The sequence below is a fragment of the Brevibacillus panacihumi W25 genome (assembly GCF_000503775.1).
GTDB lineage: Bacteria > Bacillota > Bacilli > Brevibacillales > Brevibacillaceae > Brevibacillus > Brevibacillus panacihumi_A.
Genome location: NZ_KI629782.1, coordinates 149,060 through 163,131, shown reverse-complemented (window position 1 = coordinate 163,131; position 14,072 = coordinate 149,060). Strand labels below are relative to the sequence as shown.

At 47.8% G+C, this 14,072-nt stretch carries 10 protein-coding genes and 1 pseudogene; 9 read left to right on the top strand and 2 right to left on the bottom strand.

From position 1 onward, the window contains the following. Positions 1-19 precede the first annotated feature (19 nt). Both T458_RS30265 and T458_RS30260 read right to left on the bottom strand, forming a co-directional pair. Positions 20-844 carry a WYL domain-containing protein gene (locus tag T458_RS30265; RefSeq protein WP_023554220.1) on the bottom strand — a complete coding sequence of 275 codons (825 nt, stop codon included), beginning with the start codon at positions 842-844 and terminating at the stop codon, positions 20-22. Then, complete coding sequence (locus T458_RS30260) at positions 819-2,144, bottom strand: helix-turn-helix transcriptional regulator (RefSeq protein WP_023554219.1); 1,326 nt, start codon at positions 2,142-2,144, stop codon at positions 819-821. The genes T458_RS30265 and T458_RS30260 overlap by 26 nt, the downstream gene beginning before the upstream one ends. Positions 2,145-2,290: 146 nt before the next feature. Between T458_RS30260 and T458_RS30255 the strand changes: the two genes are divergently transcribed. The 9 genes and pseudogenes from T458_RS30255 (at position 2,291) to T458_RS30215 (ending at position 14,021) form a co-directional block, all read left to right on the top strand. Beyond that, positions 2,291-3,556 (top strand): class I SAM-dependent methyltransferase, encoded by a 1,266-nt coding sequence (locus tag T458_RS30255; protein ID WP_023554218.1) that lies wholly within the window; start codon positions 2,291-2,293, stop codon positions 3,554-3,556. 2 nt (positions 3,557-3,558) lie between these two features. Continuing rightward, positions 3,559-6,142 (top strand): annotated as a pseudogene (locus T458_RS30250) (AAA family ATPase). Between the two features lie 29 nt (positions 6,143-6,171). Further along, entirely contained in the window at positions 6,172-7,395 is a 1,224-nt protein-coding gene (locus tag T458_RS30245) for an RtcB family protein (protein WP_023554217.1), read from the top strand. A 284-nt stretch (positions 7,396-7,679) separates the two neighbouring features. After that, positions 7,680-8,627, top strand: coding sequence for a dimethylarginine dimethylaminohydrolase family protein (locus T458_RS30240; RefSeq protein ID WP_023554216.1), 948 nt, complete (start codon positions 7,680-7,682; stop codon positions 8,625-8,627). A 30-nt stretch (positions 8,628-8,657) separates the two neighbouring features. After that, a complete protein-coding gene (locus T458_RS30235; protein ID WP_023554215.1) occupies positions 8,658-9,485 on the top strand; it encodes a transporter substrate-binding domain-containing protein in 828 nt (275 codons plus the stop codon). Between the two features lie 45 nt (positions 9,486-9,530). Further along, on the top strand, positions 9,531-10,181 hold the full coding sequence (locus T458_RS30230; protein ID WP_023554214.1) for an amino acid ABC transporter permease: 651 nt from the start codon (positions 9,531-9,533) through the stop codon (positions 10,179-10,181). A gap of 34 nt (positions 10,182-10,215) precedes the next feature. Next, on the top strand, positions 10,216-10,944 hold the full coding sequence (locus tag T458_RS30225; RefSeq protein ID WP_023554213.1) for an amino acid ABC transporter ATP-binding protein: 729 nt from the start codon (positions 10,216-10,218) through the stop codon (positions 10,942-10,944). 33 nt (positions 10,945-10,977) lie between these two features. Further along, on the top strand, positions 10,978-12,405 hold the full coding sequence (locus tag T458_RS30220; protein ID WP_023554212.1) for an amidohydrolase family protein: 1,428 nt from the start codon (positions 10,978-10,980) through the stop codon (positions 12,403-12,405). Next, positions 12,402-14,021 carry an amidohydrolase gene (locus tag T458_RS30215; RefSeq protein WP_023554211.1) on the top strand — a complete coding sequence of 540 codons (1,620 nt, stop codon included), beginning with the start codon at positions 12,402-12,404 and terminating at the stop codon, positions 14,019-14,021. Before T458_RS30220 ends, T458_RS30215 begins: the two co-directional genes overlap by 4 nt. Positions 14,022-14,072: the final 51 nt, after the last annotated feature.

The window sequence follows — 14,072 nt, the reverse complement described above, 5'->3', positions numbered from 1 at the left end:
TAGCTTGTTTTTTTTAAAGTCATTCTGATTGCTCCGGTCTGTGCATTGATATTCCGTAGCGCATTAGAGCCTTTTGGGCAGATTCGTACATCCGCAGCTGCAATTTCTTTCCCTTTATGACACGAATGCGAGTACCGAGGAAGCGAATTTTGGAAAGGATGTATTCCCGATCATCCTCCAGGTAAAAAAGCTTGATTCGATACGTATCTGCCTGATCCAGATACTCCACCTCTTTTTCAAAGCAAGAAAAGGCGTATAGGATTCGTGTCAGTTCCTGGTTGTAGGCGGGGAGTACCTCGATGACTGCCTGTTCTTTTCTCATTTCGAGAGATGCCTCAATGATTGCGATCGTTTCTTCCGCTACTTGGCTCGATACAGGGTGTTCCCTCACAGAAAAAACATGCTGCAATCGCGTCGACATGAAGGATTTGATGCGAAAATGGTACCATAGCAAATACCACTCGCGTTTTACCATGGAGTATTCGAGTTTGTAGGGAAATCCGCGTTGCTCAAGATGTGTTTTGCCATTTCTGTTTTGATAAGTAATGTGCATTCCCTGTTTTCGTACAAGTATTCCTCGAAATTTGCGGAGGAGCGGGTGATAGATTTGTTTCTCTTGCGATTTGGCCTTCTCCACGAAGCTGCCCGTCAGGTCGTAGGGCTCCACCTGCTCGAGTATGCCGTTTAATTTCGTGAGCGTCTCATCTGAAAAGGCATGCTTGGCTTCGGGATGGGCCAGCACGGTTTTTAACCAGGTCCGTTCATGAGATGTGATGGCAATCGTACCCGATTCTTCCAATCTGCTGATAATTTGATAGTTAAAGATTTTCTCGAACGGATTCATAATAGGACAAAATCTCCTTCCATTCCTTGATCATGTCCCTGCGCAGAAAAGCGGGCTCTAGAACTTCGCAGCTCGAACCAAAACTGCGAAGCCAGGGCTTGATCTCCGTTATGCCGTTGACCATGATTTCATAAATAAAGGAATCATCAGACTCTTCCGTGATGACTCCCCACTGTCCTTGAAGAGATACTCTTTCTTTGACAAAGTTGGGCTGGTAGCCGTCAGGATTGAAAAAACGTACTTTGACTTTTAGAGGACGCCCCGTATCTATCAACCAGCTATAACGGATGCTTTCTGCCAACTGCTGCTGTTGCTGCATAAATACATCAACCGAAACGACATCTTCCTCTGTAATTTGGGTGATTCCCTCCAGCCGATATTTCACCATTCCTTTGCCATGTTTGTGAGCAAGTAAATACCATCTGCCATATTGATGGTCGTAAATCACTTTCAGCGGTAGGACAAGCTCTTTTCTTCCTGCAGATTTTTTTTCGAATAAAGGGTTGGTGTTTTGTGCTGCGTATTTTGTCCCTGATCTTGGTGTGAAGTAGTCAAAGCTGATTTTCCGCTTCTGGTGGATGGCTTGGAACAATGTGTAAAGATGCGCCTCATCCAAGATGCGTGAATGAAAATGGTATTTATAGAGAAATCTCTCCGTAAAAACAGGCGCAGGGTGGGTCTGCTTGACCACTTTTTTTAAATTATCCCGAAGCATGTATCCCTGTACGGAAGGCACCTGAGTGTTTGCCATGACATCAACAAAATCATACAAGTCCAGTAATTCTTCTTCCGTCAACTGCGTAACCATTTCGTTATGTAGTCGATAGCGAGTAGGGCGTCCACCTGGCTCCCGAGTTATGACGGCTACTTCCTCCAGATACTTCAGATCAGAACGGATGGTTTTTTCGTCAGGCAAGACGATTTCAGCGGGAAAAAGTCTGTTGCATACCTCCAGCAGTTCTGTGGCTGAGAGGGCTTGTTCCTGCATTGCAGCGAGCAACACGGATAGACGATAGCTTTCCGATTCTTTCAGTGATTTGGCTCGGAATAAAAATAAGAGAAGCGGCTCTGATGTTTCATAATAATTGAACCTGGTGAACTGATTCAGCTCCAAGTTGTCTTGCTGGGCTTGTTCTTTCTTAATCGAAAGGAGTATGTCTTTCAAACGTCTTGCTGTTTTGTCGAACGTATGTACGGAAATCCCCAAGCGCTCTGCAAACTGTTTTCTGCTGAAAGCTCCGCTGGTGAGCAGCAGCATGCGCAAGAACTGGATTTCTTTGTCAAAGCTTTCTTTTGCCATTCAATTACTCCGCTCCCATATCGATGGTCTTTTTCTCATTATACTCCAATGTCGTAATACTTTTGCCATGTTCGATAAACCTGTGATGCGTGATGATAGGGTTACAAACCACGGCTGCACAATATGTAGTGGAGGAGATGGGTAACATGGCAATTCTTCAATTGCAATCTGCCAATCCTCAGTTCTCATTTCTGATCAAGAAGAATCCCGACTCAGGAATGATTCTGCGAACGATCAGGAAAGGAACTGCTTTTGGCTGGTATTCTGACAATCATACGTTCAACATCTATTTCAAGGATGCGGAGAATGAAGTTTCTTATAAACAGTCAGAAGATGATAACTTTGAATATTTAAATGTATCAAGGTATAACACACCTTTGTTTCCCTTGAATGCCTTAAATGAATTTTTTTCAGCGACTCTTCGTGCGCAAGATGAGCGAGACGAGGAAGGGTACGAACATTCTTTGTTTATCAACATGATCCATATCGAGCGGAGTCATTATATCCAGTTCTTTTCGAATCACTTGCATGACTTTTCGTTTGAAATCCAACAACTAGCGCATAAAAGCTACTCTCTGACAGTAAAGACACAAAAGAGTTTGTATCAACTGCTTCATGTCACTAGTGTGCTCTGTGTATTTTTGGCCATCATCGGAAATGAACGTTTTCACATATCCGACAGTCTTTTGGAGAAATACATCAAGAGCCTGCAAGTGATGGAAGCGCCTTTCTATATCCGAAGCCTTTTCTCCAGGAACTTCTTACTGACGAGGGAGCTCTATCACAGATACAAAAGAAGCTTGGAACAATCGACACGCGAAGTCATTCGCTTCGAATTTGGAAGTACAGCGCAGCAAAGAAGGGCCTTTATCGAGAATATTCTTCCGTTTGATAAATCAATTCTGGACGTTGGCTGCGGGGAAGGCTTCTATGCGATCCCGTTTGCTGGAAAGCTGGAAGCCAGTTATTACGCAATTGATATTAATGAGGAAGTAGTGCAAGCGGTGAAGAGGAAAGCAGAGAAAAAAGAACTGGAAAACGTAATACCCATGCTCTCGATTGATCAGTTTTTAAAGGAGTATAACGGTGAACTGGTAGATGTCATTCTCACCGAAGTGATCGAACACATGAGTCTGGAGGAAGCGGCAAAGCTGATTAGGCAGATATGCCAAGAGGTTCGATTCGAATATTTTGTCATTACGACACCCAACGCAGACTTTAATCGCTTTTATGCGCTAAACACCTATCGTCATGATGATCACAAATGGGAGATGGGGGAAGCAGCGTTTCGGCAATGGCTGAATGATGTGACTTCGGATATACAAGTGCACTGTGAGTTTATTGGAATTGGGGACTGCGTCAACGACATACAAACTACGCAAGGTGCCATTCTCAAGAAGAGGGGTGAGTAAACATGGAGATACAAACGAATGTTCATACTGTCTTTTTAATGGTAGGGCCGACCGAATGCGGAAAAACAACCTTCGCTAAAAAGGTTCTGATTCCTGCGCTTCAATTTTCTGATGAAAATATTCAAATGAAGGCAAATGTTCAATATCTGTCCTCCGATGCCATCCGACAAGAACTGCTTGGTCATGAACATGACAAATACGACCAAGTCATGCTGGAGACTAGTGAGCAAGCATTTCATCTGCTGTTTGAAAAGCTGAGAATGGTAACAAGCTTTCCTATCAATGCAGAGTTTGTTGTGGTGGACACTACGGGATTGGCAGAAGATTTTCGCACCAAGGTACGTGAGATCGCGAGAGAGAACAACTACAGAGTGGAAGTAATCCTCTTTGATTACCGTAATCGAGAAGATTATTACGCTTCGGAGCGTTCTAAAAAACTGATCACTTCGCATATCAATCGCTTGAAAAAAGAAGTCATCCGTTCACTTGCGGGCGAAAGATATGCAAGAATCCACCGCATTCGCAGCAAGGATTTTTACTCACCGGCAACACTCGAGGTAAATCCTGTGTATTCGGTCGTCATATCCGACAAGGATGAGTATGTATCAACCCTTCTGCCGCCTGACCAAAGCTACTTGATCATCGGTGATATTCATGAATGTGTGAAAGAGTTAAAAGGTCTTTTGGTCCGACATGGTTTTGAATTGAACGAAAACAAGCTGATGGCTCAAGGAAAAGGAAAACAAACGAAGATCATCCTGGCTGGGGACTGGATTGACAAAGGGAAGCAAACCAAGGAGACAATCGAGTTTTTGTATGAAAACCGTGAATGGTTCTATTTTGTTACTGGGAATCACGAGAACTTTGTCTATAAATATCTTCATGGAGAAATCAACGAAGTCGATGAAGAGCTTCTTTACTTTGATTCCATACAGATTCTGTCAGCTGATGAATCGTTAAGAGAGAAGTTTATTGATTTGTACCGCTTGTCCAAACCATTTTACAAACGTCACGGCATTACGGGGCCATCTTTTTATGTCACTCACGCACCTTGCAAGAATAAATACATTGGAAAGCTGGACAGCAATTCGGTACGACACCAACGCAATTTCAGGATCATTCGCACAGAGCCATATGAAGATCAATTAGCTTTTTTGAAAACAGAGGCCGTAAAAAATCATCCGTATCACTTGTTTGGTCATATCGCTGCCAAGCAATCTTTTCGAATCAAAAACAAGATTCATCTCGATACTGGATGCGTACACGGCAACGCATTGACGTCTGCGACAGTCTCTCATAAGCTATTTACCCATACGTATCCCTCAGCACACGGTGTGATTCAGGAAGATTTGCCCATTCTTTTTCAAGATGATGATAAAATAAGATCGATTCAAGAGATGAACGACGAACAAAAGCGAACATTGCTCTCGTACACGCAAAATCAGATCAATTTTATATCAGGGACCATGCCACCAGCAGATAAGGATGAAGCGGCAAATCAACTCGAGTCCTTGGAAAAGGCATTGCAGTACTTTAAAGATCAAGGAGTGCAGCATGTTGTTTTGCAGCCGAAGTATATGGGCTCGCGATGTAATGTATACCTGTTCAAGGATGTCAGCAAATGTTTTGCTGTCAGTCGTAATGGTCATCCAATCAAGAACATCGACCTCTCTAACATCTATCAGAATCTTTTGCAACGTTTTCATGGTTTCATGGAACAGCATCAGGTTCAAATGATGATTCTAGATGGCGAATTAATGCCGTGGAAGGCGCTGGGCGAAGGGCTGATTGAAAAACAATAAAAGCCGATCCAAAAAGCGCTGGAGAGTGAACTGGCATTTTTAAAACAAAATGATTTTGATCAAGCCTATCAAAAGCTGCTTCAGGCCTACAAGGAAAGCGGGTTTGAAAAAGATCAATATCATCATTCCAAGCAGGCATTGATCGAAAAATACGGCGGGAATACTTATCAAAATTTCAAGAATCTCTGCCAATTTGCTGAAACGTATGTGCCTGTAGAGGAACACGTACAAGCCAGTCAGATCTATCAGAAGCAGCTTGAGATATATGCCGCCGACCAAGAACTCGAATTCAAACCATTTGGGCTATTAAAGCTGGTATATGAAAGCGGAGAAGAGCAGATTCCAAACTGGAAAACTTCTGACATGTACAGGTTTGTAACGGATGATGAATATCGATGTCTAGATTTAGATGCGCCCGATTGGTACGATCTAGCTCATGGCTACTATTCTTTGCTGACGATGGAAAAGCAGATGGAAGGCGTGGTCATCAAGCCAGAAATCATAGATGATAAAGCCGTTCCTTACATGAAGGTTCGCAACCCTGAGTATTTATCTATCATCTACGGCTACGATTACCGCTTCCCTCACAAGTATCGAAAGCTGATCAAACAAAAAGAAAATCGGTCAAAAGCTGCGAACCTCCGTGAAGGAATATCAGCTTGGAAGGCAGATGCTGGCCATTCCGTTTTCCGGCATTTCGGAAGACAATACGCAGTATCAGAGTGTGGTATCCCAGTTGTTATGGGAAGTGTCGAATGAAAAAGAAATAGACCCTCGACTGTAAAGAGGGCGATTTTAAAGGAGTGCAAACCCATGTATCAAATCATCGAAAACGTCAGAGTTTGGGGTACACCATTGGATAATGCAGTATCCCAGGCCGTAACCTGCTCCAAGTACGGCAATGTGGTACAGGTCTTGCTTATGGCCGACCATCATAAAGGATATTCGCAGCCGGTAGGCGGAGTTGTGGTTTACGATGGGCAGATTTCCCCATCCGGTGTCGGCTATGACATTGCCTGCGGAAACAAGGCTGTCCGCACCAATTTGAAATACGATGAAATCAAAGACAGATTGCCTGCGATCATGGATGAGATTTCCCGCAGAATATCGTTCGGGATCGGGCGGTCGAACAATGAAAAGGTCGACCATGAGCTGTTTGACGATGCGGACTGGAGCGTCTATCAGAACATTGGTAAGCACGAGCATGATTCACTCAAAGCGTTGGCCCGCAATCAATTGGGTACCGTTGGGAGCGGCAATCATTTTGTGGATCTGTTCGTGGAGCAAGTGTCCGGGGATGTATGGATTGCCAACCATTTTGGAAGCCGAGGATTTGGGCACAAGACGGCAAGCGGCTTCTTAAACCTGGCGCAAGGCAAAAAATTCTCCGACAAGGCAGCGGGAGAGAGTATGGATCAGCCCCCGACGCTGCTGGATTTGCATAGCGAGGTCGGAGACATGTATTTCCGCGCGATGACGTTGGCAGGCAAGTATGCCTACGCGGGTCGTGATTATGTCATCCATCAAGTGCTGGATATCTTGGATGCGCATGCTACCTTTGAAGTGCATAACCACCATAATTTTGCCTGGAAAGAAGTGCATGACGGCAAGGAGTATGTGGTGGTTCGAAAAGGGGCAACGCCTTCTGCACCCGGTCAGCTGGGTTTTATCGGCGGCAGCATGGGGGATATCTCCGTCATTGTAAAAGGGAAGGATTCGCAGGAGAACAAGGATGCCTATTACAGTACTGTTCATGGAGCGGGCCGCATCATGAGCCGTACGGAGGCAGCCGGAAAAATGAACTGGAAGACGAAGAAACGCAGCGGCGGAAAAATATCCGTGGAGCAAATGCAGGAAGCGATTCGTGATTATGGTGTCATTCTGCGCGGAGCAGGCACGGATGAAAGTCCTTTTGTCTACAAAAAACTGGAGCAGGTTCTCGAAGCGCACAAAGAAACACTCGATGTCATGCATGTGTTAAAGCCGATTGGCGTCTGCATGGCCGGGGCAGACGAATTCGATCCTTATAAAGACTAGAGATGATAGGCGTGTGAAAAGAGAATCAGCACAGAGGCAGACCAGGATAGTTGAAACCGAATTGAGGTTTCAGCCACCAGGTTTGCCTCTTTTTATTTGAAAGATCACGGAAAAGAAACAAGCTCTGATCACTAAATTTTATTTATTCAGAATATTTTAACCTATCTTTTCTTATACTTTTCCATAAAGTGAAACGCCCTCGATCACAAGTCATTTTCTCATATAATCCAAGCTTCTTGGTTTATATAAATCATTAATACTCAAGGGGAGGAATCACTTTCGCTATGACTTTACATGTGCAGGGTGAGCGCTGGTTTCCGTCGGAGAAGGTTTTTTCAGAGGACATGCCTGACTGCTGGGGCAACTGGTACTGTGACTCGGAAGTAGGCAAGCTTCGCTCCGTCTTGATGAGAAGACCAGGCAGCGAGATCGAAATCGTGTCGGAGGAGAACGTTTCCCGCTATCGCTGGAAGGCACCGATGAATCCAGATCAGGCGCGCGCGCAGCAGGATGCTCTGGTTCAGATTTACCAGGAGCATGGAATTGAAGTTCATTATGTCGAGAACATGCGGGGGGACAAACCAAACGCCCTCTATTTGCGGGATCTGGTCGCCATGACACCGGAAGGAGCGATTGTTTGCCGCCCAGCGATTGAAGCGCGTCGCGGAGAGGAGCGTTATGTTGCCGAACAATTGGCCAAGCTGGGGGTTCCCATCATCAAGACGATTAACGGAGATGGATTTTTTGATGGCGCCTGCCTGATGTGGGTAGATCGACAGACGGTGATCATCGGGACAGGAGCACGTGCCAATGAAGCAGGTGCGGCACAAGTCGAAGCTGAATTGCGCAATATCGGGGTTACTGACTTTATTCGCTTCCCGATTCCATATGGTCATGCTCATATCGATGGCTTGCTGAATATTGCGGACAAGCGGACAGTCGTTCTGTTTCCCTGGCAAGTGCCCTACGATGTTGTAAACCCATTGCTGGACAAAGACTTTACCGTGATCGAAGCTACCGATCCCTATGAGGTAAAGGAAACCTTCTGCACCAACTTTGTCGCGTTGGAGCCGGGAAAAATCGTCCTGCCTGCCGGCAATCCCCAGACGAAGGAGAAGATGGAGCAGGCAGGCATCACTGTAATCGAGACGCCCGTGGATGAAATCATGAAAGGGTGGGGCGCGCTGCACTGTATGACTGTGTTTCTGCGCAGGGATCCAATTGGGAGCTAATCTGTTTTGTTTACTAAGGGGGGGATCGGAATGAAAAGGTTGTCGTTTTTGTTCCTGACGTTTTTACTCATGCTGATAACAGGCTGTTCCCAAGATGTTGGAGACGGGGGAACTGGCGGTCCGTCTACGATTCAGAAGATTATCGACCGAAATAAGCTGATCATCGGCACCTCGCCGGGTTATTTCCCTTTTGAGATGAAAGATAAGCAGGGCGTGAATGTCGGCTACGACATGGATTTAGGAAAAGCAATCGCCGATGCGCTGAAAGTAGAAGTCGAGTTCAAGGATTTTGAATTTAGCGGACTCATCCCGGCACTGCAAACCGGCGATATTGACATGGTCATCTCTGGTATGACCATCCGTGGTGATCGTGCCTTGGCTGTAAGCTTCTCCGACCCGTATTACTCCTCGGGACAAGTCGTCATGGTCCCCAAGTCTGATACCACCACAAAAAACTGGCAAGACCTGGACCAGACTGGAAAGAAAATTGCTGTATCCCAAGGTACGACAGGTGCTTTGTTGGCCAAGCAATTGTTCAAGAATGCGCAAATCATGGATTTTGACGGCTTTGCCAATGCGGCATTGGCAGTCAAGCAAAACCAGGCGGATGCCGTCGTCTTTGATGAGCCAGGGATTGCCGTATACGAAATCATGAACGGAGATTCGGTCAGGGGGATTTATGATATTTTGTCCAGCGAGAACCTGGGGATCGCCCTGCCGCTCAATGACCACGCCACGATCCAGTGGGTCAACTCATTCCTGGCTTCTTACCGCAATGGCCCTGCCGATCAGGCTTCCATTCAAAAATGGTTCAAGTCGAATGAATGGATCAACAATGTTCAACAGGACAATTACTAAGCGCCAACGCGAAGCACGAGACAGTCTTGAGGAGGTTGGATGGCAATGGGCTCATGGCGTGTAATTCCTGAACATATGCCGATTCTGCTGGACGGTCTGTGGATGACGCTGCAAATATCAGCATGTGCCTTGCTCGTAAGTATTCCAGTCGGGATTATTCTGGGACTGTGTCGGATCTCCCGCAACCGTTTTGTATCTTTCATCGCGGTCTGTTATGTAGAGTTTGTCCGGGGCGTTCCGCTGCTCGTTCTGCTGTTTTGGATCTATTTTGTTCTCGGCAAAATTTTGAAGATGGGGCCATTTTTATCCGGAGTTGTCGGGCTGGGGTTATTTTCCGCCGCATTTATTGCCGAGATCGTCCGTGCTGGCATACAAGCCGTTCCCCGAGGACAGATGGAGGCCGCGCGTTCGTCTGGGATGACCTACTTTCAGGCGATGCGTTTTATCATTCTGCCTCAGGCGTTTCGCAAGGTAGTGCCGCCCATGGCGTCGCAATTTATCACATTGATTAAAGACTCCTCGCTGGTATCTGTGATCTCGGTAGTGGATTTGACCTTGATTGCCAAGAACGTGGTCGCGACTTCGTTTCGAGCCATGGAAGTATGGACCTTCGTCGCGATCATGTACTTCTGCGTCACGTTCTTTCTTTCCCAGCTCATCAATGTAATTGAACGACGCTATCGAGTATCCGAGTGATGAAGCGATCAGATTAGTGGGGGGAGGAGAGTCTGTGATCCAGATCAAACAGGTGAGCAAAAGCTTTGGACATGTGAACGTGCTGAAAGATATTCATCTCGAAGTGCCGGAATCCCATATTTATGCCCTGATCGGTCCAAGCGGCGCCGGGAAAAGCACCCTGATTCGCAGTATCAATGCGCTGGAGTCCATCCAGGCTGGAGAAATCCTGGTAGATGGCATATCCGTGCATGACAGCAAGACGGATATCAACAAGGTTCGCTCGAACATCGGCTTTGTCTTCCAGTCCTTTAACCTATATCCGCATTTGACTGCCGTGGAAAACGTCGCCATCGCTCCGATTCAGGTGAAAAAGGTGGCGAAGGAGGAAGCAGAAGAAAAGGCAAAGAAACTGTTGACTTCACTTGGGTTGGGCGATAAGTTCGCATCCTATCCCGGCCAGCTTTCAGGAGGGCAGCAGCAGCGTGTCGCCATTGCCCGTGCGTTGGCGATGGACCCCAAAGTGATGCTGTTCGATGAGCCGACCTCCGCGCTCGATCCGGAAATGATCAAGGAAGTGCTCGATGCTATTCGCCATCTTGCTTCTACGGGAATGACAATGGTCGTGGTTACGCATGAGATGGGATTTGCGCGGGAGATTTGCAATCAGATCGTCTTCATGGCGGATGGGCGCATTGTAGAGGTCGCGCCGCCAGAACAGTTTTTTACCAATCCGCAGACCGATCGGGCGAAGGATTTCCTCTCGAAGGTGCTGAACCATTAATCTTTTGTCCTATGAGGAACGGGGGAAACGGATGTGAAAGCAGATTGGATCATCAGCCATGCCTTTGTTTTGACGATGGAAGGCAAGGGCGTCGGCATGATCGAAAACGGGGCGATCGCAGTGAAAGGAGATACGATCCTCGCTGTCGGACCGACCGAAGAGATAGGGAAAGCGTATCAGGCTGAGCGAATGATAGATGGGACTGGAAAGCTGGTTATGCCGGGACTCATCGATGCCCATATGCATACGGGCCTGGCGATCTTCAGAGGTATGGCCCAGGACATGTCTCACTGGATGCAAAAAGGGTTGTGGCCACTTATGCAGAATACGAAGAAGCATGAAGCCTTGGCGGGTTCGCTCATGGCGATCATCGAGGGGGTGAAGGCCGGAACCACCACTTTTTGCGATTATGACCATTCGATGAACGAGATTGTGGAGCATTATGTGAAGGTTGGTGTTCGCGCAAGAGTCGCGGAGACGGTAAACGAGCTCCCGGATGACATGGGATTGGTGCCAGTAGGGGAACTGTATCCCTTGGATCCTGCGATTGGACAAAGAAAGCTGTCTGCCAACATGCAGCTGTATGAAAAATGGCATGGTCAGGCAAACGGGCGAATTACCTGCCTCTTTGGACCACAGGGGCCCGACATGATGAGAACCGAGCTGATGCTGGAGGTCAAGGCATTGGCAGAAAAGTACGATACCCGCATTCATATGCATGTCGCCCAAGGGGACCGGGAGATCGATCAAATGCTGAAACGCTACGGCAAGCGCTCGATCCCGTTCCTGGAGGAGATCGGTTATCTGGATTCCCGTCTGATGGCTGTCCATCTCACCGAAGCGACGAAAGAAGAGGCGCAGCTTGTGGCCAAACGGGGAGCCTCCATGATTTTTTGCGCCGGAAGCATCGGCATCATCGACGGCTTGGTGCCGCCCATCCTCGATTTCCTGGAAGCAGGGGGGCAGGCGGCGCTCGGCTCGGATCAGGCGCCAGGCAACAATTGCCACAATATGTTTAACGAAATGAAGTTTGCCGCCATTCTAAACAAAGTGAAACGCTCCGACCCGACTGTGTTTCCTGCGTGGCTTTCCCTTCGGCTGGCTACGATTGAGTCTGCCAAAGCGATTGGCCTGGAGAAGGAGATCGGCAGCCTGCGAGCAGGGAAGAAAGCTGACATGATCATCCTCACGATGCAAGATCCCGGCTTGGCTCCCATCTATACGAATCCAGTCCGCAATATCGTTCCCAATCTCGTATATGCGGCTAGAGGCCACGAAGTGGAGACTGTGATTGTAGACGGACGGTTCATCATGGAAAACCGTCAGTTGATGACTGTGGATGAGAAAGAGGCCTTGAAAAAAGCACAAGAGGCTGCGGAAGAAATCAGCCGTCGCTCCCAACGAGATATCGCAGCAAGCAATAGCGACATCTATCACATGATGAGTGAGGGGTATTTATGACAACGATTTATACCAATGGCAAGTTTTATACATTCGATCCATCCCACCCCGTCGTGGAAGCCGTAGTCGTTCAAGAAGGGAAAATCATTGATTTGGGCAGTCATCAGGAAATGCTCCTGCAATGGGGAAGCCCCGACGCGATTGTACGAGATTTGGAAGGAAAAATGGTGACACCGGGTTTGATTGACAGTCACCTGCATCTGTCTTCTATCGCCACGAATTTGATGAACCTCGATCTGACGGGGATCACCTCCAGGCAGGAGCTTTTGCAAGCGATTCAGTCACGGGCTGAGCAGACGGCTCCAAATGAGTGGCTGCAAGGCAGGGGATGGGATGAAAACCGCTTTGCCGACGGTGGGTTGCCTACGATCGAGGAATTGGATCAAGTGGCACCCCATTGCCCTGTATTTTTATCGCGCGTTTGCGGCCATGTCACATTGGTGAACAGCAAGGCCTTGGAGTTGGCAGGCTATACGGAAGAGATGGAAATTCCATCTGGAGGAACGGTTGTTCTGGATCCGGAAACAAGAAAACCGACAGGCCTTCTGTTAGAAACGGCAGCAGACATTGTAACCAAGCATATCCCGGAACCAACCTACCAACAGTTTAAGGATCTGTTGAGACAAGCGATCCAGCTGGCGATGAAAGGCGGGTTAACCAGTGTCCATACTGAGGATCTGCGGACCTTCGGAGGACTGGATCAGACCTGGCAGTTGTACGACGAGCTGCTGAACGGGGAAAAGCTGGGCTTGCGTTGCAATCTGCTCATTTACTATCCGCATGTCAAACGTTTGGTGGAACGGGGCATGTATGCAGGATTCGGGAATGAAACGCTGCAGATTGGTGCCGTAAAAATCTTTGCAGACGGCAGCTTTGGCGGTCGGACAGCCTATTTATCCGCGCCATACACCGATGATCCGGATAACGTCGGCAGTTACATTCATGATGCGCAAACCCTCTACGAGCTGTTCAAAGAAGCACGGGATGCCCAGATGCCGATTGCGGTGCATACCATTGGCGACGAGGCTTTGGAGATGGTGCTGGACACCTTGGAGCAGTTCCCGCCAGTCGCGTATCGGGATCGCATGATTCACACGTCATTGCTTCGCCCTGATTTGCTGGAGCGCCTGAAGAGTCCATCGATTGTGGCCGATATTCAGCCGCGATTTGTCGTCGGCGATTTCCCCTGGGTAGCCGATCGGATCGGTGCCGAGCGGGCGTCGCAAACCTACGTCTGGAAAAACATGCTGGAGGCTGGCATTATGTGTGCTGGCGGTTCCGATGCTCCCGTGGAACCATTGGCACCTTTGCTGGGGATTCACGCTGCGGTGACGAGAAAGGCGCCGGCAGACGCTCATGAGGGATACAACCCCGCACAAAATCTGACGGTAGAGGAGGCTCTTCGCTTGTTTACCTATGGCGGAGCGCTGGCAACCAACGAAGAAGCGGTCAAAGGAACCATCAGCCGCGGAAAGTATGCGGATATGACCGTGTATTCCAAAAACCTCCTGGAGATCGAGCCGGATGAAATCTTGTCTACCGATATCGAGATGACGATCATCGGGGGAGAGATTCGTTACGAGCGCAATAGCGCGAGCAGTTTCAGTACACAATAAAAAAAGAAGTGTCGTCTGTGCCACGTGTTCTGCGAAAATAACGATTTAGAC